The 25,956-nt window shown below is 67.8% G+C and carries 25 protein-coding genes; 19 read left to right on the top strand and 6 right to left on the bottom strand.

Going from position 1 to position 25,956, the window contains the following annotated elements:
* Positions 1 to 119: 119 nt before the first annotated feature.
* Complete coding sequence (locus tag HMJ39_RS10050) at positions 120 to 1,505, bottom strand: chloride channel protein (RefSeq protein WP_161385554.1); 1,386 nt, start codon at positions 1,503 to 1,505, stop codon at positions 120 to 122.
* A 209-nt stretch (positions 1,506 to 1,714) separates the two neighbouring features.
* Here HMJ39_RS10050 and hemJ point away from each other — a divergent pair, with 209 nt between their 5' ends.
* From hemJ to hemL, 4 genes are all read left to right on the top strand, one after another.
* Positions 1,715 to 2,137 carry a protoporphyrinogen oxidase HemJ gene (hemJ, locus tag HMJ39_RS10045; protein ID WP_194297204.1) on the top strand — a complete coding sequence of 141 codons (423 nt, stop codon included), beginning with the start codon at positions 1,715 to 1,717 and terminating at the stop codon, positions 2,135 to 2,137.
* Positions 2,138 to 2,159: 22 nt separating this feature from the next.
* Positions 2,160 to 2,927: a bifunctional hydroxymethylpyrimidine kinase/phosphomethylpyrimidine kinase gene (gene thiD / locus HMJ39_RS10040; RefSeq protein ID WP_194297203.1), complete on the top strand. Its 768-nt coding sequence runs from the start codon at positions 2,160 to 2,162 to the stop codon at positions 2,925 to 2,927.
* Positions 2,924 to 3,571 (top strand): thiamine phosphate synthase, encoded by a 648-nt coding sequence (gene thiE, locus HMJ39_RS10035; RefSeq protein WP_194297202.1) that lies wholly within the window; start codon positions 2,924 to 2,926, stop codon positions 3,569 to 3,571. The genes thiD and thiE overlap by 4 nt, the downstream gene beginning before the upstream one ends.
* 116 nt (positions 3,572 to 3,687) lie before the next feature.
* Entirely contained in the window at positions 3,688 to 4,974 is a 1,287-nt protein-coding gene (gene hemL / locus HMJ39_RS10030; protein WP_194297201.1) for a glutamate-1-semialdehyde 2,1-aminomutase, read from the top strand.
* A gap of 33 nt (positions 4,975 to 5,007) precedes the next feature.
* Here hemL and ybaK read toward each other — a convergent pair whose 3' ends face one another.
* Positions 5,008 to 5,472 (bottom strand): Cys-tRNA(Pro) deacylase, encoded by a 465-nt coding sequence (gene ybaK, locus HMJ39_RS10025; RefSeq protein ID WP_194297200.1) that lies wholly within the window; start codon positions 5,470 to 5,472, stop codon positions 5,008 to 5,010.
* A complete protein-coding gene (locus HMJ39_RS10020) occupies positions 5,469 to 5,918 on the bottom strand; it encodes a tetratricopeptide repeat protein (protein WP_161385560.1) in 450 nt (149 codons plus the stop codon). The genes ybaK and HMJ39_RS10020 overlap by 4 nt, the downstream gene beginning before the upstream one ends.
* A 107-nt stretch (positions 5,919 to 6,025) precedes the next feature.
* On the opposite strand from HMJ39_RS10020, the gene HMJ39_RS10015 reads away from it, so the two are divergent.
* A complete protein-coding gene (locus tag HMJ39_RS10015; RefSeq protein ID WP_194297199.1) occupies positions 6,026 to 6,871 on the top strand; it encodes an EcsC family protein in 846 nt (281 codons plus the stop codon).
* Between the two features lie 86 nt (positions 6,872 to 6,957).
* On the opposite strand, the gene mrcB is transcribed toward HMJ39_RS10015, so the two are convergent.
* Positions 6,958 to 9,276 carry a penicillin-binding protein 1B gene (gene mrcB, locus HMJ39_RS10010; protein ID WP_194297198.1) on the bottom strand — a complete coding sequence of 773 codons (2,319 nt, stop codon included), beginning with the start codon at positions 9,274 to 9,276 and terminating at the stop codon, positions 6,958 to 6,960.
* 112 nt (positions 9,277 to 9,388) lie between these two features.
* Here mrcB and HMJ39_RS10005 point away from each other — a divergent pair, with 112 nt between their 5' ends.
* The 3 genes from HMJ39_RS10005 to HMJ39_RS09995 are packed head-to-tail and all read left to right on the top strand — an operon-like array spanning position 9,389 to position 11,720.
* Positions 9,389 to 10,393 (top strand): adenosine kinase, encoded by a 1,005-nt coding sequence (locus HMJ39_RS10005; RefSeq protein WP_194297197.1) that lies wholly within the window; start codon positions 9,389 to 9,391, stop codon positions 10,391 to 10,393.
* Positions 10,390 to 10,737 carry a Rieske (2Fe-2S) protein gene (locus tag HMJ39_RS10000; RefSeq protein WP_228462271.1) on the top strand — a complete coding sequence of 116 codons (348 nt, stop codon included), beginning with the start codon at positions 10,390 to 10,392 and terminating at the stop codon, positions 10,735 to 10,737. Before HMJ39_RS10005 ends, HMJ39_RS10000 begins: the two co-directional genes overlap by 4 nt.
* Positions 10,734 to 11,720, top strand: a complete 987-nt coding sequence (locus HMJ39_RS09995; RefSeq protein WP_194297196.1) for a serine/threonine protein kinase — start codon at positions 10,734 to 10,736, stop codon at positions 11,718 to 11,720. Before HMJ39_RS10000 ends, HMJ39_RS09995 begins: the two co-directional genes overlap by 4 nt.
* A 64-nt stretch (positions 11,721 to 11,784) precedes the next feature.
* On the opposite strand, the gene sfsA is transcribed toward HMJ39_RS09995, so the two are convergent.
* Together sfsA and HMJ39_RS09985 are read right to left on the bottom strand one after the other, a co-directional pair.
* Positions 11,785 to 12,543 carry a DNA/RNA nuclease SfsA gene (gene sfsA, locus HMJ39_RS09990; protein WP_194297195.1) on the bottom strand — a complete coding sequence of 253 codons (759 nt, stop codon included), beginning with the start codon at positions 12,541 to 12,543 and terminating at the stop codon, positions 11,785 to 11,787.
* Positions 12,540 to 13,712 carry an aminotransferase class I/II-fold pyridoxal phosphate-dependent enzyme gene (locus HMJ39_RS09985; RefSeq protein WP_228462270.1) on the bottom strand — a complete coding sequence of 391 codons (1,173 nt, stop codon included), beginning with the start codon at positions 13,710 to 13,712 and terminating at the stop codon, positions 12,540 to 12,542. Before HMJ39_RS09985 ends, sfsA begins: the two co-directional genes overlap by 4 nt.
* A 1,080-nt stretch (positions 13,713 to 14,792) precedes the next feature.
* On the opposite strand from HMJ39_RS09985, the gene dksA reads away from it, so the two are divergent.
* The 11 genes from dksA to panD all read left to right on the top strand — a co-directional run bounded on the left by dksA (position 14,793) and on the right by panD (position 25,895).
* Entirely contained in the window at positions 14,793 to 15,155 is a 363-nt protein-coding gene (gene dksA / locus HMJ39_RS09980; protein WP_228462276.1) for an RNA polymerase-binding protein DksA, read from the top strand.
* Complete coding sequence (gene gluQRS / locus HMJ39_RS09975) at positions 15,152 to 16,048, top strand: tRNA glutamyl-Q(34) synthetase GluQRS (RefSeq protein WP_194297194.1); 897 nt, start codon at positions 15,152 to 15,154, stop codon at positions 16,046 to 16,048. Before dksA ends, gluQRS begins: the two co-directional genes overlap by 4 nt.
* A gap of 24 nt (positions 16,049 to 16,072) precedes the next feature.
* Positions 16,073 to 16,249, top strand: coding sequence for a hypothetical protein (locus HMJ39_RS09970; protein ID WP_194297193.1), 177 nt, complete (start codon positions 16,073 to 16,075; stop codon positions 16,247 to 16,249).
* A complete protein-coding gene (locus HMJ39_RS09965) occupies positions 16,239 to 19,178 on the top strand; it encodes a sensor histidine kinase (RefSeq protein ID WP_194297192.1) in 2,940 nt (979 codons plus the stop codon). Before HMJ39_RS09970 ends, HMJ39_RS09965 begins: the two co-directional genes overlap by 11 nt.
* A gap of 30 nt (positions 19,179 to 19,208) precedes the next feature.
* Positions 19,209 to 20,537 (top strand): sigma-54-dependent transcriptional regulator, encoded by a 1,329-nt coding sequence (locus HMJ39_RS09960; RefSeq protein WP_194297191.1) that lies wholly within the window; start codon positions 19,209 to 19,211, stop codon positions 20,535 to 20,537.
* A 675-nt stretch (positions 20,538 to 21,212) separates the two neighbouring features.
* Positions 21,213 to 22,547: a polynucleotide adenylyltransferase PcnB gene (gene pcnB, locus HMJ39_RS09955; protein ID WP_194297190.1), complete on the top strand. Its 1,335-nt coding sequence runs from the start codon at positions 21,213 to 21,215 to the stop codon at positions 22,545 to 22,547.
* 4 nt (positions 22,548 to 22,551) lie between these two features.
* On the top strand, positions 22,552 to 23,052 hold the full coding sequence (gene folK / locus HMJ39_RS09950) for a 2-amino-4-hydroxy-6-hydroxymethyldihydropteridine diphosphokinase (RefSeq protein WP_194297189.1): 501 nt from the start codon (positions 22,552 to 22,554) through the stop codon (positions 23,050 to 23,052).
* The gene (locus HMJ39_RS09945; protein WP_407645809.1) at positions 23,042 to 23,719 is read left to right on the top strand and encodes a deoxynucleoside kinase; all 678 of its coding nucleotides are present in this window, start codon (positions 23,042 to 23,044) and stop codon (positions 23,717 to 23,719) included. Before folK ends, HMJ39_RS09945 begins: the two co-directional genes overlap by 11 nt.
* An 18-nt stretch (positions 23,720 to 23,737) precedes the next feature.
* Positions 23,738 to 24,526, top strand: coding sequence for a 3-methyl-2-oxobutanoate hydroxymethyltransferase (gene panB / locus HMJ39_RS09940; protein ID WP_194297188.1), 789 nt, complete (start codon positions 23,738 to 23,740; stop codon positions 24,524 to 24,526).
* A 2-nt stretch (positions 24,527 to 24,528) separates the two neighbouring features.
* A complete protein-coding gene (gene panC, locus HMJ39_RS09935; RefSeq protein ID WP_194297187.1) occupies positions 24,529 to 25,383 on the top strand; it encodes a pantoate--beta-alanine ligase in 855 nt (284 codons plus the stop codon).
* Positions 25,384 to 25,514: 131 nt separating this feature from the next.
* A complete protein-coding gene (panD, locus tag HMJ39_RS09930; RefSeq protein WP_161385573.1) occupies positions 25,515 to 25,895 on the top strand; it encodes an aspartate 1-decarboxylase in 381 nt (126 codons plus the stop codon).
* Positions 25,896 to 25,956: the final 61 nt, after the last annotated feature.

The following is a 25,956-nucleotide window of genomic DNA, read 5'->3' as shown; positions in this document are numbered from 1 at the left end:
CGCCCGCGATCGCCCTATCCTCTTCAAGCCTTGCCGCCACCTGGGCCATAGACCGGGACTCCATCACTGGGTTGCTCGGGAAAACCCGAATGATAGGCACCGCCAGCAAGACCGGCAACTCAGCGCTTTTCCTCGCCGCCGTCGGTGCCCACCACCCGGGCGCGGTCCAGGGCCATGCCCTCGCCTTCCTGAAGCCGGTCCGCCAGGGAGTCGTAAAGCGGGCGCAACCAGACGATCTTGGACACCGCCGCCGCCAGGAAGGCGCCGGCCATCAACGGCAACAGGATATCGTGGCGATTGCCGGTGAGCTCCATGACGATCACGAAGGAGGTGATCGGCCGCTGGATCACCGCCGCCAGGAAGGCGGCCATGGCCACCAGGGTGAGCCCGACCACGGAAATGCCCGGAAACAAGCCACCAAGCACGTTGCCGACCCCGGCGCCGGCGGCCAGGCTGGGGGAAAACAGCCCGCCCGGGATGCCGGTGAAATAGGACACCAGGGTGGCGGCCATCTTGGCCAGGGGGAAGGTCCAGTCGCCCTGGGCCTCCTCGGTGAGCAGATGCCGCGCCTGTTCGTAGCCGCTGCCGTAGGTGGCACCGCCGGTGACCAGGCCCAGGAACACCACCACCAGGGCGCACAGCAGCACCACCCGGTAGGGGTGGCGGCGGGCATAGGGCGAGAGAAAGCGGCTGCCGGCGATCAGCATGCGGCTGAAGGCACCACCCAGCAGGCCGCAGACCAGAGCCGCCACGCCAATGGCCAGCCAGTCCCGGGTGATGTCCAGGGTGCCCTGGGGGTGGCCGAAGAAGCTGTAGTGGCCGGCGATGGCCAGCACCACCACCCCGGAAAGAATGATCGCCAGGATCAGGGTACCGCTGGTGCGCTGTTCGAAGGAGCCGGCCAGTTCCTCGATGGCGAACACGATCCCCGCCAAGGGCGCGTTGAACGCCGCCGACACGCCGGCGGCGCCGCCGGCCACGATCAGCGAGGTATCCACGTACTTCTGCTGCAGCCGGCCGATGCGCCCCACGGAATACATCATGGCGGCGCCCATGTGCACGCTCGGCCCCTCGCGGCCGATGCTGGCGCCGCTGAGCAGGCCCACGCAGGTGAGCGCGAACTTCATCAGGATCACGCGGAAGGAAAGAAAGGTGGGCCGCAACCAGTGATAGCGTTGCTTGAGAACGACCAGCACCTGGGGGATACCACTGCCCTGGGACTCCGGACCGGTGCGGCGCATCACCGCCACCACCAGCAGCATGCCCAGCGGCGTGACCAGGATCGGCAGCAACGCGGAGCGCTGCTGCATCTGGAAAAACAGGCTGGCGCAATACTCCGCCACCCAGGCGAACCCCACCGTGATCAGGCCCACCAGCAAGGCGCCGATCCAGAACACCACCCGCATTTTCCAGTCTTCCAGAGTCCCGAGCTGCCTGCGAGTCAGACGCCGGGTGCGAAACAGGTAGTATCGCAGCAGACGGCTGGCGCGCTTTGGCTTGTTCACGGCACTCCTCTTTGTTCGGGTCGGGCGGCTCGGCGAGGCCGCGCTTGCGAGACCGCCGCGCGGGCGATCGGGCAGGAAAGAATGTTGGGATCAATTACGGACGGCTTTAGTATAGCCCCCCGGAGCGGCAACACTCCAATGCCGCGCCCCGATCAACTTGTAAGCAACCTCTACGCCGGCCCCGCCGGCGCGCGCCGGAGACCCGCCCTATGCTGTGGCTGAAAGCCTTCCACATTATCGCCGTGATCTGCTGGTTCGCGGGCATCTTCTACCTGCCCCGGCTGTTCGTTTACCACGCCATGGCCGAAGACCAGGCCGGCCGCGAGCGCTTCAAGATCATGGAGCGCAAGCTCTACCGGGGCATCATGAACCCGTCCATGATCGCCACCGTGGTTCTGGGCCTGTGGATGCTGATCCTGCGTTGGGACTACTACAAGACCCAGGGCTGGATGCACGCCAAGCTGGCCCTGGTGGTGCTGCTGATCGGCTACCACCACGTGTGCCTGGCCTATTTGAAAAAGTTCGCCGCCGACGCCAACACCAAGAGCCACAAATTCTACCGGGTGTTCAATGAAATCCCGGTGTTGTTGCTGATCGCCATTGTTATCCTGGTGGTGGTGCGGCCCTTCTGAACGGCGACCACGGGAGCCCACGATGAAACCCAACATTCTGGTGATCGCCGGCCATGACCCCTCCGGGGGCGCCGGCATCCACGCCGACATCGAAGCGATCCACGGCCAGGGCGGCTTCGCCAGCACCCTGATCACCGCCCTGACGGTGCAGAACAGCCGCAACGTCACCGGCTTCCAGCTCACGCCCATCGAGCTGCTGGAGCGCCAGGCGGACGCCCTGCTCGCCGACTACGACTACCAGGCGGTGAAGATCGGCATGACCGGCTCGGTGGAAATGGTGGAATGGATCGCCCGCCTGCTGGCGCGTCTGCCCGGCGTGCCGGTGGTACTGGACCCGGTGCTCGCCGCCGAGGCCGGCGGCAGCCTGTCCAAGGGCGACCTGGCCGTGGCCATGCTGAACAGCCTGGCGCCCCTGACCACCGTGCTCACGCCCAACCTGCCCGAAGCGGAGAAGCTCAGCGGCGAGAGCGGCGTGGACGCCGCCGGCCGGGCGCTGACCGCGCGTACCGGCCGGGCCATACTGGTCACCGGCACCCACGACGACACCGACCAGGTCAGCAACCATCTGTTCCACGGCGACCGCCGCCGGCAGTGGGACTGGCCGCGCCTGCCGGAGGTCTACCACGGCTCCGGCTGCACCCTGGCCTCCGCCCTGGCCTGCCGTCTGGCCCGGGGTGAAACCCTGGACGACGCCACCGGCGCCGCCCAGGCGTGGCTCCACGAGGGCCTGCGCAACGCCTGGCGCCCCGGCGGCGGCCAATTCGTTCCCGACCGGAGGTTCCAGCCATGAGCACTCCCGAAACCGATCGCGTGCGCGGCCTGTACGCGGTCACCGACCCGGATCTGTGCCCCGGTGAACGGGTCCTGGATGCCGGCGCCGCCGCCCTGCGTGGCGGTGCCGCCATGCTGCAGTACCGAGACAAACACGCCGACACCGCCACCCGCCGTCACCGCGCCGCCCGCCTGGCGCTGCTGTGCCAGGAATACGGCGCCCTGTTCATCGTCAACGACGACCCGGCCCTGGCCGCCGAAGTGGAAGCGGACGGCGTGCACCTGGGTCAGAGCGACGGCCGCATCGACGCCGCCCGCCAGTTGCTCGGCGGCGACAAACTGATCGGCGTGTCCTGCCACGGCAGCCTGGACCTGGCCCGAAACGCCGCCGACGAGGGCGCCGACTACCTGGCCCTGGGCCGCTTCTTCCCGTCGCGCACCAAGCCCCAGGCGCCACCGGCGGACCTGGATACCCTGCGCGAGGCCCGGCGCCGGTTCCGCCAGCCCCTGGTGGCCATTGGCGGCGTCAACGCCGACAACGCCGGCACCCTGATCGAGGCCGGCGCCGACGCGGTGGCGGTGATTCACGGCCTGTTCGGCGCCCCGGACGACGCCGCCGTGGAAGCCGCCGCCCGCCGCCTGGCCGGCCTGTTTGCGCGCTGACCGCGCCGTCTTCCAGTAGGAAAAGTGCCATGCCCGTCTGACAGAATTCCGGGCAGGGAGTAGAATACGCGCGGCGGAATCCGCCCAGAGCCGCAATCATCTTCCAAGGAGTCCCCATGAGTCGCACGCAATCCGAGCAGTTGTTCCGTCGCGCCCAGCAGCACATCCCCGGGGGCGTGAACTCCCCGGTGCGCGCCTTCAAGGGGGTCGGCGGCACGCCGGTGTTCTTCCACCGCGCCGAGGGCCCCTACCTGTACGACGAGGACGACAACCGCTACGTGGACTACGTGGGGTCCTGGGGGCCGATGATCCTCGGCCACAACAACGAGCAGGTGCGCGAGGCGGTGCGGAAAGCGGTGACCGACGGCCTCAGCTTCGGCGCGCCCACCGCCGCCGAGGTGGACATGGCGGATCTGGTCTGCGAGCTGGTGCCCTCCATGGACATGGTGCGCATGGTCAACTCCGGCACCGAGGCCACCATGAGCGCCATCCGCCTGGCCCGGGGCTACACCGGTCGGGACAAGATCATCAAATTCGAGGGCTGCTACCACGGCCACGTGGACAGCCTGTTGGTGAAGGCCGGCTCCGGCGCCCTGACCCTGGGCACCCCCAGTTCCCCGGGCGTGCCCAAGGCGGTTACCGACGACACCCTGACGCTCAACTACAACGACGCCGGCGGCCTGGAGGAAGTGTTCAAGGCCCAGGGCGACCAGATCGCCGCGGTGATCGTGGAGCCGGTGGCCGGCAACATGAACTGCGTGCCGCCCACCCAGGGCTTCCTGGAAGCACTGCGCAAGTACTGCGACGAGCACGGCGCGGTGCTGATCTTCGACGAGGTGATGACCGGCTTCCGGGTCTCGCTGGGCGGCGCCCAGGCGTTCTACGGCGTGACCCCGGACCTGACCACCCTGGGCAAGATCATCGGCGGCGGCATGCCGGTGGGCGCCCTGGGCGGCAAGAAAGCGATCATGGAGCACCTGTCGCCGCTGGGCCCGGTCTACCAGGCCGGCACCCTGTCCGGGAACCCGGTGGCCATGGCCGCCGGCCTGGCCACGCTCCAGCAACTGCGCCGCGATGGTTTCTACGAGGAACTGGCGGCGAAGACCGAGAAGCTCACCGAGGGCATGGCCACGGTGGCCCGGGAAGCGGGCATCGCCTTCCACACCACCCGGGCGGGCGGCATGTTCGGGCTCTACTTCACCGAGCAAACCCGGATCACCCGCTTCGACGAAGTGATGGCCTGCGACCCGGCGCGCTTCGGCACCTTCTTCAACGCCATGCTGGATCGCGGCGTCTACCTGGCGCCCAGCGCCTTCGAGGCGGGCTTCGTGTCCATCGCGCACAGCGACGAGGACATCGACGCCACCCTGGACGTGGCGCGGGAGGCGTTCGCGGCGCTGTAGCCACGGCGGCGCTCCGCTTCAGCCGCGATAAGGTCAGCGCGCCAATGGCGCCAGCCGGCCGCCGGTCAGCGCCAGCAGGTCCGCCGGCGCCATCTCGATCTCCAGGCCGCGCCGGCCGGCGCTCATGTACAGACTCGGCTGCCGGTGGGCGCTGTCATCCAGCCACAGGGGCAGGCGTTTCTTCTGCCCCAGCGGGCTGATCCCGCCCAGCACATAGCCGGTAAGGCGTTCCGCCCGGGGACCGTCCACCATCGCCGCCTTCTTGCCGCCGGCCGCGCGGGCCAGGGCCTTGAGGTCCAGGCTGTGGTCCACCGGCACCATGGCCACCTGGACCTTGCCGTCCACCTCCGCCAGCAACGTCTTGAACACTCGTTCCGGGGCCAGCCCCAGGCATTCCGCCGCCTCGCGGCCATAGCTCCCGGCCTGGGGGTCATGCTCGTAGGCGTGCAGCTGGAAATCGACCCCGGCTTTTTCCGCCGCCTTGACCGCCGGTGTCACGCCCGTTCCCGCCGCAGGCTTTCCGCCCGATCACGGGCCGCGTCGGCGCCTTCAGGGTCGCCCTGTTCGGCGCGGGCGGCGGCCACCAGTTCCCAGAGATCGGCGCGGTAATCGTCATTGTCCGGGGCCAGGCGCAGGGCGCGCCGGGCCAGCCCCTCGGCGGCGCCGGGATCGCCCTCCTCCAGGCGCAGCAGGGCCAGTTCCCGGTACAGCCAGGATGAGTTGGGGGCCATGGTCAGGGCCCGCTCCAGGTAACGGCCGGCGGCGGCCATGCGCCCCTGGTCGCGGGCCTGGCCGGCGCGCTCCAGCAGCGACATCGCCGGCGAGCCAGCCAGTTCCGTATCGGCGGTGACCGGCGTCTGGGCGTCCTCCGCCGGCGGCATCACCGAACAGCCGGACGCCAGCAGCGCCGCCAGGAGAATCAATCGAACCGGTCCGTGCAGCATCGTTGCAGTCCTCGTTTTGCGATCGCTGGGAATGGGCGGATTCTCCCGCTTTTCCTCGCCGTTGGCCACGGCTACAGTTGTGACCCGACCAGCACACCGGACATTCCATGGACATTCGCGACCATCCCGAGGACCACGCGGCGCTGAAAAAGGCCGTCGCCCTGCTGACCGCGCCCAGCGTCACCGCCCGGCTCTCCAACCTGATCGGCTCGCCCATCGAGGGCGCGGTGAAACGGCTGCCCGCCGCCGCCTCCGAGCGCATCAACGACGCCGTGGAGACGGCCCTGGGCAAAGCCGTGGACGCCGCCCTGTGGAGCCTGGACAACCAGCCCCACACCGCCGCCTCGACCCGCCGGCACAAACTCTACGCGGCGGCATCCGGGGCAGTGGGCGGCGCTTTCGGCCTGACCTCCCTGCTGGCGGAATTGCCGGTGTCCACCACCCTGATGATGCGCGCGGTGGCGGACGTGGCCCGGGCCGAGGGCTTCGACCTCACCGACCTGGACACCAAGGCCGCCTGCCTGGAAGTGTTCGCCATGGGCGGCCCCTCGGACCAGGACGACGCGGCGGAGACCGGCTATTACATGGCCCGCGGCTTCGCCACCCAGGCCATGAACCAGCTGTCCCGGGAACTGGCGGAGATCGCCGCCCGCCAGGGCGCCGGCCAGACCGCCAACCTGATGACGTCCAGCCAGGCGGGCAAATGGATGGCGCGTTTGCTCGAGCGGGTGGCGGAGCGCTTCGGCGTGGTGATCACCAACAAGGTGGCGGCCCAGGCGGTACCGATTATCGGCGCCGCCACCGGCGCCACCCTGAACGCGCTGTTCACCGACTTCTACCAGGACATGGCCCTGGGCCACTTCACCGTGAAGCGCCTGGAGGCCAGCTACGGCGCCGAGGCGATCCGCGCGGAGTTCGAAAAACAGGCGGCCCGCCAACAGCATCGCGGCTGAAGCCGCTCCTACGATCACCATTGTAGGAGCGACTTCGTAGGAGCGACTTCAGCCGCGATGCTCCCGGCATGGCCCCACCCCGGTGGTCAGTTGAACAAACCCTTGAACCAGTCCACCACGCCCTTGCCGGCCTTGCGCACGCTGCCGCAGCCGTCGCTTTTCTCCGGAATCGAGGCTTCCAGCATCGGGTAGCGCCGGGCGCCGGCGCAGCCTTCACCGCTGGTCTTGTCACCGGCCGGGTCCATCCACACCATTTCCACGCCGGGGGGCGGCGCCTCCGGCAGGCTGGTCTGCGGCAGCGACGACATCAGCTGGCTCCACACCGGCAACGCCCCGGTGGCACCGGTGACCTGGGCGTTCTGGTTGTTGTCGCGGCCCACCCACACCACCGCCAGGTGATTGCCGGAGAAACCGGCGAACCAGGCGTCGCGGTACTCATCGCTGGTGCCGGTCTTGCCGGCCACGCGCAGGTCCGGCGGCAGCACCTTGCGGGCGCCACGGCCGGTGCCCTCGTTCACTACCTGCTGCATCGCCCACTGGGTCAGGAAGGCCGGGCCGGAATCGATCACTTCGCGGGTTTCCACCGGGTAGCGCGCCAGCGGCTCGCCGTCCTTGTCGAGCACGTCGGTGATCGAACGCAGCGGCGTGGCGAAGCCGCCGGTGGCCAGGGGCTGGTACCACATGGCCACCTCGAAAGGGGTCATGTCGATGCTGCCCAGCAGGATGCTGGGGTAGGCCGGCACCTTGCGTTGCACGCCGAGCTGATCCAGGGTCCGGACCACCTTGCCCGGCCCCACCTCCATGCCCAGTTGCACGGTGGCCTGGTTGCGCGAGTGTACCAGGGCGTCCAACAAGGGAATCGGGCCGTGGGATTCGCCGCTGAAATTCTGCGGCGTCCAGGTGGTGCCGTTGGGCATCGGCACGCTGATCGGTTCATCGGGGATCGGCGTGGCCAGACTGTACCGCTTGGGCTGTTTCAGGGCGGTCAGCATCACCGCCGGCTTGACCAGCGAACCGATCGGCCGCACCGCGTCCAGCGCCCGGTTGTAACCATGGTCACGGGGTTTGCGACTGCTCACCAACGCCAGCACGTCGCCCTGCGACGGCGCCACCACCACCACCGAGCCGTTCAGGCGTTCGCCGGAACCGTCGATGCGGTTGAGGTGATCGCGCAGGGCGCTTTCCGAGGCCAGCTGCGCCAGCACGTCCAGGGTGGAATGAATGCGCATCCCATCCTCGCCGAGCACCTCCGGCGGGTAATCCCGGGCCAGTTGGCGGCGCACCAGATCAATGAAGGCCGGGAAGGCGTACAACGGCGACACGCCCCGGGGCACCACCTCCAGGTCGCGCTCCTTGTAGCGCTGGTAGGCCTGCTCGTCGAGGGCGCCTTCGTCCCGGGCCACCCGCAGCACGATATCCCGGCGCGCCTTGGCGCGCTCCGGGTTGCGGCGCGGGTCGTAGTAGCTGGGCCCCTTCAGCAGCGCCACCAGGGTGGCCAGCTGGTGAGGTTCCAGCTCCTCCAGCGGGCGGCCGAAATAAAACTGGGCGCCCAAACCCATGCCATGGATGGCGCGGTTGCCGTCCTGGCCCAGGTACACCTCGTTCAGGTAGGCCTCGAGAATCCGCTCCTTGCTGTAATGCAGCTCGAGCAGCACCGCCATGGGCATTTCCACCAGCTTGCGGGCCAGGGTGCGATCCTGGGTGAGCCAGAAGTTCTTCACCAACTGCTGGGTCAGGGTGCTGCCGCCCTGCACCAGGCCGCCGGCCTTGACGTTGGCGACCATGGCCCGCGCCAGACCACGTGGGGAAACGCCGTGGTGGTCGTAGAAATCCCGGTCCTCGGTGGCGATCAGCATCCGCACCAGCATGGGCGGCACCCGGTCCAGGGGCACGAACACCCGGTCCTCGGTGTGGCCCGGGTGGATGCTGCCGATCTGCAGCGGCTCCAGCCGCGCCACCGAGTCGCCGTCACCGCCACGCAGGGCGCTGATGCGCCCGCCGCTCAACGATACCCGCAGGCGCTCCGAGGGTTCGCCGCCGTCGCTGTCGCGGAACCCGCGGGTATGGATCACCAGGGTGTTGCCGTCGGTGCTGTAGCTGCCCGGCGTGGGCGCGCCGCCGGCGCGCCGGTAGCGCATCAGCTCCAGCAGCTTGAGCATGTCGTTGCGCGACAGCACCCGACCGGGGTAGAGCTCCACCGGCCGGGCATAGACCCGCGCCGGCAACTGCCAGACGTGACTGTCGAAACGGTCACGCACATAGGCATCCAGATACACCAGCCCGGCGGCCGCCAGCACCAGCCCCACCAGCGCCAGCTTGCCGATGAAGCGCCAGCTCCACCAGCGGCGTTGCCGCTGCTTCGCGGAGGGTTTCCGCTTTTTCGATGTTTTCGCTTTCTTCGCCATGGCCGCGAGTATAGAGAGACACCGGTGAACCGCCTACGGGCGCCGTTCCGGTTTTACACTGTTAGATGGCGTCACCATAATAGGCCCCTTCGCAAGCGAGTTCGGAGTCCCCATGGAAAAGAAATACGACGTGTACGCCATCGGCAACGCCTTGGTGGATACCGAAATCGAGGTCAGCGACGAGTTCCTCGCCCGCATGGACCTGGGCAAGGGGCTGATGACCCTGGTTGACGAGGCCCGCCAGAAGGAGCTTCTGGACGCCCTGGCCGGCGAGGCCGACCCGCATAACCATACCTGCGGCGGTTCCGCCTGTAACACCGTGGTGGCCACCCGGTACTTCGGCGGCCGCGGTTACTACGCCTGCAAGGTGGCCGATGATGACACCGGTACCTTTTTCGTGGACGCCCTGCACGCCGCCGGCGTCGACACCAACATGGACGGCGACCGCGAAGCCGGCACCTCCGGCAAATGCCTGGTGATGATCACTCCGGACGCGGAACGCACCATGAACAGCTTCCTCGGCATCTCCCAGTTCGTCGGTGAGAGCGAACTGAACGAGGACGCCATCGCCGCCTCCCGCTATGTGTACCTGGAAGGCTATCTGGTCAGTTCCGACAGCGCCCGCGCCGCCGCCGTTCGCCTGCGCGAACTGGCGGAGCGACATGGCGTGCGAACCTCGCTGACCTTTTCCGACCCGGCCATGGTGCAATTGTTCCGCGACGGCCTGGTGGAGATGCTGGGCACCGGCGTGGACCTGCTGTTCTGCAACGAGGCCGAGGCCCTGGGCTTCACCGGCACCGATTCCCCGGAAGCGGCCCTGGAAGCCCTCAAACCGGTCTGCAACGGCCTGGCCATGACCCTGGGGGCCCGCGGCGCCCTGCTCTGGGACGGCGAGAACACCCACCACGTGGAAGCGGAACCGGTGAAGCCGGTGGACACCAACGGCGCCGGCGACATGTTCGCGGGGGCGTTCCTGTACGCCCTCACCCAGGGCCATGACTTCCCCACCGCCGGCCGCCTGGCGAGCACCGCCTGCGCCCGGCTGATCCGCGAGTTCGGCCCGCGTCTGCCCGCCGAAGCGCACCTGGAAATCCGCCGACAGGTACTGGGCGAATGAGCGGGGACGATCTGCGGGCGGTGTGCTCGGTGCATGACGTGGCCGACGAAAGCGCCCGGGAATTCCAGGTCGGCGACCAGGCGGTGGTGGTGGTTAAATTCGACGGCCAGTTCCACGCCTACCTGAACTGGTGCCCGCACCTGGGCATCGAGCTGAACTTCATGCCCGACCAGTTCATGGACGACGAAGGCCGTTTCCTGGTGTGCGCCAACCACGGCGCCCTGTTCGAGCCGGAGAACGGCCACTGCCTGTCCGGCCCCTGCAGCGGCGACGCCCTCACCGCCGTGCCCCTGGAAGTGCGCGGCGAGGAAATCTGGGTGGGCCGCGCCGAGGCGCCGGCATGAGCGACGCCGGCGCCCCCCGTCATCCGTTCGACGATCTGACGCCGGACGTGATCCTGGACGCGGTGGACGGCGCCGGCTTCTTCACGGACGGCCGCCTGCTGGCCCTGAACAGCTTCGAGAACCGGGTCTATCAGGTGGGGCTGGAGGACGCCGAGCCGGTGGTCACCAAATTCTACCGGCCGAACCGCTGGAGCGACGCCCAGATCCGCGAGGAGCATGGCTTCAGCCGCTTCCTGCGTGACCAGGAGCTGCCGGTGGTGGCGCCGCTGGCCAACGGCGACGGCGAGACCCTGTTCCAGCACGCCGGTTTCCGCTTCGCGGTGTTCCCGCGCCAGGGCGGCCACGCCCCGGAACTCGACAACGACAACCACCTTCGCCTGCTGGGCCGCACCCTGGCGCGCTGGCACGCCGCCGGCAACGACCGGCCGTTCCAGGCGCGGCCGGTGCTGGACATCGTCGGCGACAGCCGGGCGGCGGCGGAGTACGTCGGTCAGGGGGTCATCGATCCCAACTTCGCCGCGCCCTACCGGGAAGTCACCGCCGCCCTGCTCGAAGCCATGACGGCGCGTCTCGGCGACGCCGGCTGGCCGGCCATCAACGTGCATGGTGACTGCCACACCGGCAACATCCTGTGGCGCGACGATCTGCCCCACTTCGTGGATCTGGACGACAGCCTGCGCGGCCCGGCCATGCAGGACCTGTGGATGCTGCTCTCCGGCGACGAGCAAGAGAACCGCCAGCAACTGCGAGTGCTCGCCGAGGGCTACGAAACCTTCCTGCCCTTTCCCTGGGAACAGCGGCGTCTGATCGAACCGCTGCGCACCCGGCGCCTGCTGCGGCACAGCGCCTGGCTGGCGCAGCGCTGGGACGACCCGGCGTTCCCGCCGGCCTTTCCCTGGTTCGAGTCGCCCCGCTACTGGCAGGAGCACCTCACCGATCTGCAACAGGAACTGGCGACGTTGACCTCGGACGATAACGGCTAGCGACTAACGGCAATCGCGGCTGAAGCCGCTCCTACCCGGTTAATCCGACGAGGTAGGAGCGGCTTCAGCCGCGATATCCTTCAATATCGATGTCCGGGTGCGCCAGGGTCAGCGGTACCTCCTCGTCCAGCTCGAAGCACTCCGGCGCCATGCGCGTGCGCCAGGCACGCACCTCCACGCCGGCCTCCATGGCGTCCCGCAGCAGCCGCCCATAACGGGCATCGACATGGTCCGCGGGCCCGGCGGCGCGAGCGCCACTGTGCTGCACGCAGAAAAACAACACCGCCCGCTGGCCGGCGCGAACCACGTCCATCAGTGACAGCAGGTGCTTCTGACCACGCTCGGTGACCGAATCGGGAAAGCGGATCACGCCATGGTCCGGATCGTCCGGGCCCGGCCCCAGGGTCACGTTCTTCACTTCAATATAGGTGTGCGGCGCGGCCCGCTCGCCCAGCGCCAGATCGAAGCGGCTGTCACCGAAGGTCACCTCCCGTTCCACCCCACCGGACGGGTCCAGCCCCGGCAGGCGCCCGGCGCGCAGGGCCTCCGCCACCAGCGCATTGGTGCGGCCGGTGTTGACCCCGGCCCAGTGGCCATGGGCCACCTGGACCGCCTCCAGAGTGTGCCGGTACTTGCGTTTGAGATTGCCGCTGTCGGAAATCAGCGCCGCCTGCTCCACGCCGGGCAGCACGCAGAACCTCATTGAGCCGGTATTGGGGCAGTGCACGGTGATTTCCTCGCCATCGGCCAGGCGCACGTCGGCGAGAAAGCGCTTGTAGCGGCGCAGCAGGGTAACGCCAATCAGAGGGGGATCGAAATTCACCGCGCCTCCAGGTAGTCCGCCAGGCGGCGCAGTGCTTCGCGCAACCGGTCCTCGTCACAGGTGTAGGCCAGCCGCAGGTAGCGGTGTGGGTCATGGCCTTCGCCGAAATCCAGCCCCGGCGTCAGGGCCACGCCGGCTTTTTCCAGCAGGTCCCGGCAGAAGGCGAAGCTGTCATCGGTGTGGCGGCTCACGTCCAGGTACAAGTAGAAGGCGCCCTCGGCGCCACCCACCACCGGCAGCCCCAGCGCCGGCAGCGCCTCCAGCAAAAGGGTGCGCCGGCGGTCCAGCAACTGCCGGCGCTGCTCGGCGATCAGCAGGGTTTCCTCGTCGAAGGCCGCCAGGGCCGCGTGCTGGGCCACGGTGGCCGGCGCCAGGAACCAGTTCTGCGCCAAGCGCTCCACCGCCGACACCATTTCCCGGGGCGCCACCAGCCAGCCCAGCCGCCAACCGGTCATGCCGAAATACTTGCTGAAGCTGTTGATCACCACGGCCCGGTCGCCGTGACGCAGCACCGTGTCCGCCGGGGCGCCGTAGCACAACCCCTGGTAGATCTCGTCCACCACCAGGGTGCCGCCCTGTTGCGCGCACCAATCGGCCATGGCCGAGAGCTCGGCGGTATCGACCCGGTTGCCGGTGGGATTGTCCGGGCTGGCCACCATGGCCAGACGGGTGGCCGTGCCCCAGTATTGGGCAAGTTTCTCCCGGCTGAGCCGGAACTGGTCGGCCACGTCCAGGGGCAATGGCTTGGGCACCCCACCGGCCAGGGTCACGAACTGGCGGTTACAGGGGTAACCGGGGTCGCACAGTAAGGCGTCGTCCCCCGGATTCAGCAGGGCCGTCATCACCAACTGCAAGGCGCCGGACGCCCCCGGCGTGACCACCACCTGCTCCGCGCTCACCGGCGCGCCCAGGCGCTCCCGGTAGTCCCGGGCGATGGCCTCGCGTAGCGCGGGCAGCCCCGCCGCCGGCGTATAGCGGGTATCGCCACGCTCCAGCGCGGCGCCGGCGGCGGCCATGATCGGCGCCGGACAGGGGAAATCCGGCTCGCCCACTTCCAGGTGCAGAATATCCCGGCCCGCCGCTTGCAAGGCCTGAGCCCGTTCGAGCAACGCCATGACGTGGAAGGGAGGGGTTTGCCCGGCAAGCCGGGAGAGTTGGATACCGCTCAAGAAAAACCTCTTTTTCCGCAGGGAAAGCTCTGATATACCTTCGTCGCTTCGACCGCTTTCGGGGCTGGGAAAGCGCCCCGGGTTGGCTATAATCAGGCCGCTTTGAACGGCGCCGGCCAATGGTGACAAGCGTCGCAATAAAACGGTAAGGTCGAAGCTTACACTATCGTCCGTCCCGGGGCGGTACTCGCCCGGGCATACCGTCGGGCCGGCCTTCACCTCCGGGGGAGCCCAGGACAGCGAGTCGCGACTATGTTAAGGGAGTTGATCAAAATGGCCACCGGCAGCAAAAGCAAAAAAAAGACGGCCAGTAAGACCGGCGCAGGGAAAGGCTCCGCCAGCAAAGCGGCGGTGAAGAAGACTCCGGCGAAGAAAACGGCGGCCAGGACCGCGACGGCGAAAAAAGCCGCCGCGAAGAAGGCCGTCGCCAAAAAGGCCGTAACGAAGAAAGCCGTGACCAAAAAAGCCGCGACGAAAAAGGCCGCGACCAAGAGCGCCGTGGCGAAGAAAACCGCGACCAAGAAGGCCCCGGCCAAGCCGGCCAAGAAAGCCGTGGTGAAGAAGGCGGCCGCCAAAAAGACGGCGCCGAAGAAAGCGGCGGCCAAGAAAGCCGCCACCGCCGGCAAAACGGCCCGCAAGGCGCCGGCGCGCAAAGCCGCCACCAAGCCGGCGGTGAAAAAAGCCGCGGCGAGTAAAACCGCGGCGAAGAAGCCCGCCGTGAAGACGCCGGCGGCCAAAAAAGCCGCCAGCCGCCCGGCCGCCAAGAGCGCCGCCAGCAAGACGCCGGCCCGCTCGACCCCGAACAAAACCGCCGCCGCCCCGAAAAAGACGGCGGCGAACAAACAACCGGCGGCGAAACCCGCCGCCCGGCCGGCCGCCAAGGCGGCCGCCAAACCCAACGCACAGCGTCCCTCCGGGACCGCCAGGACGGCATCCGCAAGCCAGGCAAAGGCTTCGTCCCGTTCTCCATCTTCTGATCAGGTGACATCCAAGGTGAAGAAATCCCCCTCCTCCGCCTCCAAGGCGGATACGCTCATTCATGGTTTTACGCCGTACGTTCCCAAGAACGGCGAGGAGTACATGAACGAAGCCCAGCGCGCGCACTTCCGTCAGATTCTTCTGGCCTGGCGCCAGGAACTGATGGAGGAAGCCGACCGCACCATGCACCACCTTCAGGACGAGGTGGCCAACCTGCCGGACCCGGCGGACCGGGCCACCCAGGAAGAGGAATTCGCGCTGGAGCTGCGCACCCGGGACCGGGAGCGCAAGCTGCTCAAGAAAATCGAGAAGGCCCTGGACCAGATCGACAAGGACGACTACGGCTTCTGCGAGGCCTGCGGGGTCGAGATCGGCATTCGCCGTCTGGAAGCCCGCCCCACCGCCGAGCTTTGCATTGACTGCAAGGAACTGGCGGAAATCAAGGAAAAACAACTGGCGGGGTGAAGCGGCCCTACGTCGGGCGGTTCGCGCCCACGCCATCGGGCCCGTTGCACTTCGGGTCCCTGGTCACGGCGCTGGCGAGCTGGCTGGATGCCCGCCACCATGGCGGGCATTGGCTATTGCGGGTGGACGATCTGGACCCGCCCCGCCAGCAACCCGGCGCCGTGGACACCATCCTCCACCAGCTTGACCGCTTCGGCCTGCACTGGGACGGCGCGCCGCTGTATCAAAGCCGGCGCGCCGACGCCTATGCCGCCGCGGTGGAGCGCCTGCTGGCCGGCAAACAGGCTTTTTATTGCACCCTGTCGCGCAAGCAGCTCAAGGCGCTGGACAATGTGCACCCCGGGCCGGCGGTGGCCCGCCCCCCGGGGCCGGACCGCGCCGTGCGCCTCACCGTGGCCGACGGCGAACGCTGCTTCGAGGACCGCCTGCAGGGGCGGATCTGCGCGGACCTGACGCAGGAAGGCGGGCCCTTCGTGATCCGCCGCCGCGACGGCCTGTTCGCCTATCAACTGGCCTGCGCCCTGGACGACGCCGACCAGGACATCACCGACGTGGTGCGCGGCAGCGACCTGCTCGCCTCCACCCTGCGCCAGCTGCGCGTGCTCGAATGCCTGGGCGCGCCGGCGCCGCGCTATGCCCACCTGCCGGTGATCATGGATCCGGCCGGCGGCAAGATGAGCAAATCCGCCGGCGCCGCCGCCCTGGACGAGGCTCATCCGGCGCCCTATCTGCACGCCGCCCTGGGCTGCGTGGGCCTGGCTCCGGAACCGGCCCTGGCCCGGGCCAGCGTGGACGAACAACTGGCCTGGGCGAGCGCCCATTGGCACCCGGCGTTGCTGCCCACCGGCCGCCGCCAGCCGCCGCCCGCGTTTTTACGCGCGGCGCGGGATTGATATGCTGGCCGTCTGGGAGCCGCCATGTATACCGACCGCCTGCTGATCATTTTCATTCTGGGCACCTACCTGCTGTCACCGGCGTTGATCGACTGGTGGAGCGAGGGAGGCCGAGCCTGGTATCGCCCGTATCTGGTCTGGCTGGGCCTGATCGCGCTCAGCTATTGGGTCGCCAGGAGCCGGGACGTCGATGACCTATAGCGTTAGTGAACTGATCCTGATCGCCGGCGGCTACCTGCTGTTCCTGTTCCTGGTCGCCTGGGTCACCGAGAAGGGCCGCATTCCCGCCCGCCTGGTGCGCCACCCGGCGGTGTTCGTGTTCTCCCTGGGGGTCTACGCCAGCGCCTGGGCCATCTATGGCTCGGTGGGCTACGCCCACGACTACGGCTACAACTTCCTGGCCTACTTCCTGGGCATCTCCGGGGTGTTCCTGCTGGCGCCGATCCTGCTGGCACCGATTCTGCGCCTGACCACCACCTATCAGCTTAGCTCCCTGGCGGACCTGTTCGCGTTCCGCTACCGCAGCCGCATGGCCGGCGCCCTGACCACCCTGATGATGGTGGCCGGCATGTTGCCGTTGCTGTCCATGCAGATCAAAGCGGTGGCGGAATCGATCCAGATTCTAACCGGCGAGCCGGACCCGGCCTGGGTGGCGCTGTGGTTCTGCCTGCTGATCACCCTGTTCGCGATTCTGTTCGGCGCCCGGCACGCCACCGCCCGGGAGCGGCACGAAGGGCTGGTGGTGGCGATCGCCACCGAATCCCTGATCAAGGTGGTGGCGTTCGTGGCGGTGGCCCTGATCGGCCTGTTCGGCGTGTTCGACGGCCCCGGCGGCCTTGGCCAGTGGCTCAACGCCCACCCGGAGATGCTGTCGCGGTTGTACGGCCCGCTGCAGAACGGCACCTGGCACAGCCTGATCATGGCGTTCTTCGTGTCCGCGGTGGTGATGCCCCATATGTTCCACATGGCGTTCACCGAGAACCTGAATCCCCGCGCCCTGGTAACGGCGAGCTGGGGCCTGCCGCTGCTGTTCCTGGTGATGGCGCTGTGCGTGCCGCTGATTCTGTGGGCGGCGCTGGCCAGCAACGCCCCCACCAAACCGGACTACTTCGCCCTGGGGGTGGGCCTGGCCAACGGCGGCGGCGCGGTGCTCGGTTACCTGGCCGGCCTCGCCGGCGCCAGCGGCATGCTGATCGTCGCCACCCTGGCGCTGTCCGGCATGAGCCTCAACCACCTGGTGCTGCCCGCCAGCCCGCTCAGCTCCGCCCATGACCTGTACCGCAACCTGCTGTGGACCCGCCGGGTACTGATCGGCGCCATCCTGGCCCTGGCCTACGGCTTCTACCGGCTGGCCGGCCCCGGGCATTCCTCGGTGGAGCTGGGCGTGCTGTCGTTCGTGGCGGCGCTGCAGTTCGTGCCCGGGCTGATCGGCACCCTGTTCTGGCCTTCCGGCAACCGCAACGGTCTGTTCGCCGGCATCGGCGCCGGCTTTCTGGTGTGGGTGCTGGCGCTGCTGATCCCCATGGTGTTTCCGCACTGGCAACTGGCGGGCCTGGCCGAATCCCTGGGGCTGCGGCCACGGCAGGGCATGGCCCACTGGAACCAGGTGGCGATCGCCTCACTGAGCCTCAACGGCCTGATCTACGCCATCGTCTCCATCATCACGCCCACCTCCCGGGAGGAACGCACCGCCGCCGAGGCCTGCGCCGTGGACAGCCTGCGCCGGCCCTACCGCTGGGACCTGGGCGCGCAGACCGTGGACGACTTCATCAAGGCCCTGAGCGGCCCGCTGGGGCCGGTGACCGCCGCCCGCGAGGTGGACATGGCACTGCGCGACCTGCGCCTCAAGCAAAGCGAAACGCGCCCCTACGCGCTGCGCCGCCTGCGCGACCAGCTGGAAACCAACCTTTCCGGGTTGCTCGGGCCTTCCGTGGCCCATCAACTGATGGACGACAACCTGCCCTACCGGCCCCAGGAGGGCGAATCCGAGGACATCCAGTTCATCGAATCGCGTCTGGAGCAGTACCGGGACCACCTCTCCGGCCTGGCGGCGGAATTGGACAGCCTGCGCCGCTTCCATCGTCAGACCCTGCTGGAGCTGCCCATGGGCGTGATCTCCCTGGGCGCCGACGGCGAGATCATCGGCTGGAACCGGGCGGTGGAGGCCCTCACCGGCATCGACGCCGAGGACACCATCGGCTCGCGCCTGGACCACCTGCCCGCCCCCTGGGGGGATCTGCTGGCGGAATTCAGCCGCGGCAAGACGGAACACGATCCCCAGCGGCAACTGGAAGTGGACGGCCTGCCCCGCTGGTTGAGCCTGCACCGCTCGCGGATCCACAGCCCCGGGCCCACCGAGCAGGCCGGCGGCCAGGTGCTGGTGCTCGAGGACATCACCGAATTGCGGCAGATGGAATCGCACCTCGCCCATAACGAGCGCCTCGCTTCCATCGGCCGGCTGGCCGCCGGCGTGGCCCACGAGATCGGCAACCCGGTCACCGCCATCGCCTGTCTGGCGCAGAATCTGGACGGCGATTGCGACCAGAGGGAGCAACGGCAAAGCGCCGGCCAGATCGTGGAGCAGACCCGCCGCATCAATCGCATCGTGGAATCCCTGGTGACCTTCAGCCACTCCGGTGGCGTGCGCGATACCATCCAGGGGCCGGTGGACCTGGCCGACACCGTGCGGGAAGCCATCGCCCTGCTGCGCCTGGACCCGGACCATCGTGGCCAGCGATTTGATAATCTGTGTCCGCGGGGCCAGGAAGTGAAAGGCGATCCGCAACGGCTTTTACAGGTGTTCGTGAACCTGCTCGGCAACGCCGCCGACGCCTGCGCCGACGACCAGCCCATCGTGGTGAGCTGCGAGCGCGACGGCGAGCGCCTGCGCGTGCGCGTCGAGGACCTGGGCCACGGGGTGCCCGCGGAACTGCGCGACGCCCTGTTCGAACCCTTTGTCACCAGCAAGCCGCCGGGCCGGGGCACCGGTCTGGGCCTGGCGCTGGTTTACAGTATTATCGAGGACCATCGTGGCACGGTGCGGGTGGAAAGCCCGATCGCCGACGGACACGGCACGCGCTTCGTCATCGAGCTGCCCGTTTTCGCCGGCCACCGGCCGTCCGGAGAGTAAAAAGCACGGATTAAAAGAAGGAACGGCACCATGAGCCATATCCTGATCGTCGAGGACGAACCCGTCATTCGCGGCGCCCTGCGCAAGCTGCTGGAGCGCCACGACCATTCCGTGGCGGAGGCGGAATCCGTGGAACAGGCCAACGACCAGGGCCTGACCCAGTACGATCTGATCATCAGCGACCTGCGGCTGCCCGGCGAACCGGGCACCGCCCTGATCGAAGTGGCGCGGCCGGTGCCGGTGTTAATCATGACCAGCTACGCCAGCCTGCGCTCGGCGGTGGACGCCATGCGCGAAGGCGCCGTGGACTATATTCCCAAGCCGTTCGACCACGACGAAATGCTCATGGCGGTGGAGCGGGTGCTCAAGGAAGGCCGCATCAACCGGGGCAACCAGGTGCTGCGGCGGGATCTGGAGCGGACCTACCCGGTGCACTCGATGATCGGCGAATGCGACCCCATGCGCGACCTCAAGCACCGCATCAGCCGGGTCGGCCCCACCGAAACGCCGGTGCTGATCCTCGGCGAGGCGGGCACCGGCAAGGAACTCACCGCCCGCGCCCTGCACGACCACAGCGACCGGGCCTCGGCACCTCTGGTCACGGTGCATTGCGCCGCCCTGCCCAAAGCCCTGCAGTTGGAGGAGCTGTTCGGCAGCGAGGAACAGCCCGGCCGGATCGAGGAAGCCGACGGCGGCACCCTGTTTCTGGACGAGGTGGGGGAACTGGACCCGGAAGTGCAGAGCCGCCTGCTGACCCTGCTCGAGCAGGGCGTGATTCACCGCCAGGATTCCCTTTCACCGCGACGGGTGGACGTGCGGGTGATCGCCAGCAGCCAGGTGGACCTGCCGGCGCGGGTCAGCGACGGCGGCTTCCGCCACGACCTCTATTACCGGCTCAATGTCATGGAACTGGAGCTGCCGCCGCTGCGCGAGCGCGAGGAGGACATCGAGGAACTGGCCAAGACGCTGCTGGAGCGCAGCCGCGAGAAGATGCGCCGCGGCGAGCTGTACTTCACCGAGGAAGCGCTTTCCGCCATGCAACGTTATGCCTGGCCGGGCAACGTGCGCGAGCTGGAGAACGTGATCGAGCGGGCGGTGATTCTCACCGAGGAAGATGGCATCGGCCCGGCGCAACTGGGGCTCAACCCCAACCGCACGCCCCAGCGGCTCAGCCGCGCCAGCCTGGACCCGTCCGAGGACCTGTCCCTGGAGGACTATTTCACCCGCTTCGTGATGGAGAACCAGGACAACATGACCGAGACCGAGCTGGCCCAGAAGCTGGGGATCAGCCGCAAGAGCCTTTGGGAGCGGCGCCAGCGCCTGGGCATTCAGCGCCCCAAACGGAGTGGTCGACGTTGATTTCACCGGCCGGCACGTCGGGAAAGAAAAAAATTTCCCGGTTTTCGCTCTTGCTTCCGGCGGTGACGGCGCCGGCCACGGGCGGGCCACCCAGAAGTGTTACCTTACTACACAGCGCGGTAACAGGTGCGTTACCCCGCGCGCCCCTCGCCACCACCCCATTTTTCAAAATTTCCGTAAGTGGTTGTTTTGTAAGGCTTTAACAACCTGTTGCAATGCAAAATCCATCCATGCACTATGAATCCCACGCCAGATAAACAAAACAACCAAGGCGGTGAAGGCTCACAATAAGAACAAGAAAAGAAGAAGAATAAACGTTGAGCCCGAAGCAAATGCCGTAGCGAAAATTGGTTACGGCGCAAGGCAGAAAACAACACAAACAATAACAACAACAGAATCAGCGCATAGGGGACCACGACCAAGGTTGTGGTCCCTTTTTACTTTCTGGACCAGGGCGGAATGGTAACCCGAAACCGGGCCCTTTCTCCAGATCGCGTGACCGGTGGCGGCCAAAAAGTGCTACCATGCCGCCTTTCATCTCGTCAGGACGTTTTTTGCTCAATGGCATCCAGATTCTCAGAGCGCCCAGCGGCATTTCTCCCGCTCCTTTGGACTCGCATCTCTCGACCGCTTGTACTCCTCTGGACCCGTCTCCTGCGCAAAGGTTCCCCCGCCATGCCCCGGCTTCCGGAAGCGCGGGTCATCCCCCGCGATCAGCATCCGATTTCGCGCAAGGACGTGTCCCGAGCCGCCCTCAATGTGCTCTACGGGCTGCATAAGGCCGGCTTCGAGGCCTACCTGGTGGGCGGCTGCCTGCGCGATCTGCTCAGCGGCCGCGAGCCCAAGGACTTCGACGTGGTCACCGACGCCACCCCGGAGGAAGTGCACCGGCTGTTCAAGCGCAGCCGCATCATCGGCCGGCGCTTCCAGATCGTGCACGTGCGTTTTGGCCGCGAGGTGATCGAGGTGTCCACCTTCCGCGCCTTCCAGCGCGATGACCTGGACGAGGACCAGCACCTGGCCCATGAGGAAACCGGCCTGGTGCTGCGTGACAATGTCTGGGGCAGCATCCAGGAAGACGCCCTGCGCCGCGATTTCACCATCAACGCCCTTTACTACAACATCGCCGATTTCGCGCTCTACGATTTCGTCCAGAGCCGCCGCGACATCGAGCGGGGCGTGATCCGGCTGATCGGCGACCCGGAACAGCGCTACCGGGAAGACCCGGTGCGCATGCTGCGCGCCGCCCGCTTCGCCGCCAAGCTCGGCTTCGAGCTGGACGCCGGCACCGCCGGACCGATTCCCGGCCTCGCGGAACTGCTGCTGCAGGTGCCGCCGGCGCGCCTGTTCGACGAGGTGCTCAAGCTGTTTCTCAGCGGCCATGCCCGCGCCTCCTACACCGAACTGCGCCAGCTGGGCCTGTTCACCTTCCTGTTCCCGGAAACCGAGGAATGCCTGACCGGCGACCAGGGCGAACTCTGGGAACGGCTGATCCTGGCCGCCATGGACAACACCGATCGGCGCCTGGCCCAGGACAAGCCGGTGACCCCGGCCTTTATCCTGGCGGTGTTGCTGTGGCCGGTGGTGGTGGCCCGCTTCGACAAGCTGCGCGGCGACGGCATGCCGCCGGCGCCGGCCCTGCACAAGGCCGCCGGCTGGGCGCTCGCCCAACAGGTGGATCACACCGCCGTGCCACGCCGCTTCTCCACGGTGATGCGGGAAATGTGGGATCTGCAGCAACGGCTGCCACGGCGCGGTGGCAAGCGCGCGGAAACCCTGATTCAGCATCCGCGCTTCCGTGCCGCCTATGACTTCCTGCTGCTGCGCGAGGACGCCGGCGAGATCAAGCCCGGCCTGGGCGCCTGGTGGACCCGTTACCAACAGCTCGACGAGCAGGAGCGCTACGACATGGTCCAGGCGCTGGGCCCCAATCAAGGCGGTGGTGGCGGAGGTGGCGGCGGCCGCCGTCGGCGCCGCCGGCGCCCCCGGTCCGGCGGCAACAAGGATTGACCCCATGGTTGTGATCGGCCTGGGCAGCAACCTGAACGATCCGGAGTCTCAGGTCACGGCGGCCCTGAAGGCCCTCGCCGGCCTGCCCGACACCCGCCTGCGCGGCCACTCCGACCTGTACAGCACCGCCCCGGTGGGCCCCCAGGACCAGCCCGACTATGTCAACGCCGTGGCCCTGCTGGAAACCACCCTGGACCCGCTGGCGCTGCTCGACGCCCTGCAAGGTCTGGAGCAGGCCGCCGGCCGCGAGCGCCGCCGCCACTGGGGCGAACGCACCCTGGACCTGGACATGCTGCTGTGGGGCGAGGCCAGTATCCGGCTGCCCCGGCTGGTGGTACCGCACCCGGAAATGACCCGCCGCGCCTTCGTGCTGCGCCCGCTGCTGGACCGCCTGCCGGATTGCCGCTTGCCGGACGGCACCCCGGTGGCCGACCATTGGGCATCGGTGGCCGATCAGCCCCTGCACCGGCTGCATCGCCTGGAGGAGGACCAGTTTGCTGACTGAACGCATCAACCGGCTCCGCGCCAGCGGCGAACTGCCCCGCTTCATCGCCGTGGAGGGGCCCATCGGCGTGGGCAAGACCACGCTCACGCGACGGCTGGCGGACACCTTCGGCTTCGACACCCTGCTCGAACAGGCCGAGGACAACCCCTTTCTGACCCGCTTCTACCAGGATCCGGCCCGCTACGCCCTGCAAACCGAGCTGTTCTTTCTGTTCCAACGCGCCGACCAGCTCCGCCAGATGCGCCAGCAGGACCTGTTCACCGGTCCCAAGGTGGCGGATTTCCTGATCGACAAGAACCGGCTGTTCGCCGAGGTGACCCTGGACGAGGACGAATTCGCCCTCTACGACAACGTCTACCGGCACATGCTGCTGGACGCGCCGGCCCCGGATCTGGTGATCTACCTGCAGGCCCCCACCGGCGTGCTGCGCCAGCGGGTACAGAAACGGGGCAATGATTTCGAGCAGCGCGTCGACCCGGACTACCTGGCGCGCCTCAACGACGCCTACACCCGTTTCTTCCATTTTTATGACGGCGCGCCGCTGCTGATCGTCAACGCCGCCGAGATCGATCTGGTCAATGGCGAGGCGGACTATGAGCAGTTGGTGGGCGAGTTGCTGGACATCCGCACGGGGCGACACTATTTTAACCCCCGCCCGCTGGTATAGCGTCCCAAGGGAGCTCCCATGCCCGTTACCATCCGCACCCTCAAGAAACGCAAGGAGGACGGCGAGAAATTCTCCGTCCTCACCGCCTATGACGCCACCTTCTCGCGCCTGATCAGCGAGGCCGGGGTGGACGCCATGCTGATCGGCGACTCCCTGGGCAACGTGGTCCAGGGCCGCGACAGCACCGTGCCGGTGACCCTGGAACAGATGGTCTACCACACCGAGTGCGTGGCCCGCGGCAACCAGGGCAGCCTGATCATCGCCGACGTGCCCTTCATGGGCGCCGCCACCCTGGAACGCACCCTGGAGGCGGCCACCGCCCTGATGCAGGCCGGCGCCAACGTGATCAAACTGGAAGGCGGCGCCTGGCTGGCCGACGCGGTCAAGGTATTGAAACGCAATGGTATTCCGGTGTGCGCCCACCTGGGCCTGACGCCGCAGGCGGTGAACGCCTTCGGCGGCTACCGGGTGCAGGGCAAGGACGAACACGGCGCCCGGGAGCTGCTCGAGGCCGCCTGCGAGCTGGACCGCGCCGGCACCGCCCTGTTCGTGCTGGAATGCGTGCCGCGCACCCTGAGCGCGGAGATCACCGCCGCCGTGGCGGCCCCGGTGATCGGCATCGGCGCCGCGCCGGAATGCGACGGCCAGGTGCTGGTGATGCACGACATGCTGGGCCTGAACCCGCGCCCGGCGCGCTTCGTGAAGGATTTCATGCCGGACGGCGGCGGCGATGTGGCCGGCGCCTTCCGCGCCTACCACCGGGCCGTCCAGGACGGCCACTTCCCCGCCGACGAACACTGCTTCTGATCATGGAACAACTGCACGGCGTCGCCGAAGTACGCGAGCTCGTGGCGCAATGGCGCCACGCGGGTCATACCATCGGGCTGGTGCCCACCATGGGCAACCTCCACGACGGCCATCTGAGTCTGATGCGCGAAGCGCGGCGCCATTGCGACCGGGTGGTGGTATCGATCTTCGTCAACCCCACCCAGTTCGGCCCCGGCGAGGACTTCGACGCCTATCCGCGCACCCTGGACGCGGACGCCGCCCGGCTCCGCGAGGCCGGCGTGGAAGTGCTGTTCGCGCCCACCGTGGAGGCCATGTACCCGCTCGGCGCCAACCGCACCTGGGTGGACGTGGATGCCCTGGGCGACTACCTGTGCGGCGCCGACCGCCCGGGCCATTTCCGCGGCGTGGCCACCGTGGTCAGCAAGCTGTTCAACATCGTGCAGCCGGACGTGGCGGTGTTCGGCGAGAAGGACTTCCAGCAGCTGGCGATTCTGCGCCGCATGGCCGCCGAACTGCTGTTTCCGATCCGCCTGATCGGCGCCCCCACCGCCCGCGAGGCGGATGGCCTGGCGATGAGCTCGCGCAACGGCTTTCTCACCGAAACCGAGCGCGCCCGGGCACCGCTGTTGCAACAGCACCTGCAGGACGCGCGGCGCGCCGTGGAACAGGGCGAGCGGGACTACCGGGCCCTGGAGAAACGCATCGCCGTGTCCCTGGCGGAACATGGCTTCGACGTGGATTACGTGACCGTGGCCAACGCCACCACCCTGGCGCCGGCGGCCGCCGAGGACCGGGAGCTGGTGATCGCCGCCGCCGCCCGGCTGGGCCGACCCAGATTGATCGACAATCTGACGTTGTCGCTGCCGGCGGCCTGATAGACTCAACGCCCACTGGTCAGGAAACAGGCTGTTTTCTTGTATGTGACCAGGGGTTCATGCATACTGCCGGCCCCTCGCGGAGGCCGGCCCGACGGGCCCGCCCGGGGTTGTTCAGAGAGGTACCCGACATGCAGTGCACCATGCTGAAAGCCAAGTTGCACCAGGCCCGCGTGACCCACGCGGAACTCGAGTATGAAGGCTCCTGCGCCATCGACGGCGAGTTGATGGACATGGCCGGTATCCTGGAGTACGAGCAGATCCAGATCTACAACCTGGATAACGGCGAGCGCTTCGAAACCTACGCCATTCGTGGCGAAGAAGGCTCCAAAATCATCTCCGTGAACGGCGCCGCCGCCCACAAGGCGCAGCCGGGTCACCGGGTGATCATCTGCGCCTACGCCAGCTACGGCAGTTCCGAGCTGATCAACTACAAGCCCCGCCTGATTTACATGGGCGAAGGCAACGCGGTGAAAGGCACCAGCAACGCGATTCCGGTCCAGGTGGCCTGATTCCGCGCGGCGCCCGCCGCCTCGACCGTTTCACGGTTGACTCTTTTCATGAACGCCGGCC

This window comes from Alloalcanivorax profundimaris, assembly GCF_015265435.1.
In the GTDB taxonomy this organism is placed as follows: domain Bacteria; phylum Pseudomonadota; class Gammaproteobacteria; order Pseudomonadales; family Alcanivoracaceae; genus Alloalcanivorax; species Alloalcanivorax profundimaris.
The sequence above is the reverse complement of the archived record's forward strand: the minus strand, read 5'-3'. Positions and strand labels throughout refer to the sequence as shown.

Coding starts and splice junctions, on each gene's coding strand:
- thiD (WP_194297203.1), top strand. CDS start 2,160: ATGAAACCCAACATTCTGGTGATCGCCGGCCATGACCCCTCCGGGGGC.
- panD (WP_161385573.1), top strand. CDS start 25,515: ATGCAGTGCACCATGCTGAAAGCCAAGTTGCACCAGGCCCGCGTGACC.
- HMJ39_RS09965 (WP_194297192.1), top strand. CDS start 16,239: ATGACCTATAGCGTTAGTGAACTGATCCTGATCGCCGGCGGCTACCTG.
- mrcB (WP_194297198.1), bottom strand. CDS start 9,276: ATGGCGAAGAAAGCGAAAACATCGAAAAAGCGGAAACCCTCCGCGAAG.
- HMJ39_RS09995 (WP_194297196.1), top strand. CDS start 10,734: ATGAGCGACGCCGGCGCCCCCCGTCATCCGTTCGACGATCTGACGCCG.
- dksA (WP_228462276.1), top strand. CDS start 14,793: ATGAACGAAGCCCAGCGCGCGCACTTCCGTCAGATTCTTCTGGCCTGG.
- hemJ (WP_194297204.1), top strand. CDS start 1,715: ATGCTGTGGCTGAAAGCCTTCCACATTATCGCCGTGATCTGCTGGTTC.
- panC (WP_194297187.1), top strand. CDS start 24,529: ATGGAACAACTGCACGGCGTCGCCGAAGTACGCGAGCTCGTGGCGCAA.
- pcnB (WP_194297190.1), top strand. CDS start 21,213: ATGCCCCGGCTTCCGGAAGCGCGGGTCATCCCCCGCGATCAGCATCCG.
- folK (WP_194297189.1), top strand. CDS start 22,552: ATGGTTGTGATCGGCCTGGGCAGCAACCTGAACGATCCGGAGTCTCAG.
- thiE (WP_194297202.1), top strand. CDS start 2,924: ATGAGCACTCCCGAAACCGATCGCGTGCGCGGCCTGTACGCGGTCACC.
- HMJ39_RS09960 (WP_194297191.1), top strand. CDS start 19,209: ATGAGCCATATCCTGATCGTCGAGGACGAACCCGTCATTCGCGGCGCC.
- HMJ39_RS10020 (WP_161385560.1), bottom strand. CDS start 5,918: ATGCTGCACGGACCGGTTCGATTGATTCTCCTGGCGGCGCTGCTGGCG.
- HMJ39_RS10005 (WP_194297197.1), top strand. CDS start 9,389: ATGGAAAAGAAATACGACGTGTACGCCATCGGCAACGCCTTGGTGGAT.
- HMJ39_RS10015 (WP_194297199.1), top strand. CDS start 6,026: ATGGACATTCGCGACCATCCCGAGGACCACGCGGCGCTGAAAAAGGCC.
- HMJ39_RS10000 (WP_228462271.1), top strand. CDS start 10,390: ATGAGCGGGGACGATCTGCGGGCGGTGTGCTCGGTGCATGACGTGGCC.
- HMJ39_RS09970 (WP_194297193.1), top strand. CDS start 16,073: ATGTATACCGACCGCCTGCTGATCATTTTCATTCTGGGCACCTACCTG.
- hemL (WP_194297201.1), top strand. CDS start 3,688: ATGAGTCGCACGCAATCCGAGCAGTTGTTCCGTCGCGCCCAGCAGCAC.
- panB (WP_194297188.1), top strand. CDS start 23,738: ATGCCCGTTACCATCCGCACCCTCAAGAAACGCAAGGAGGACGGCGAG.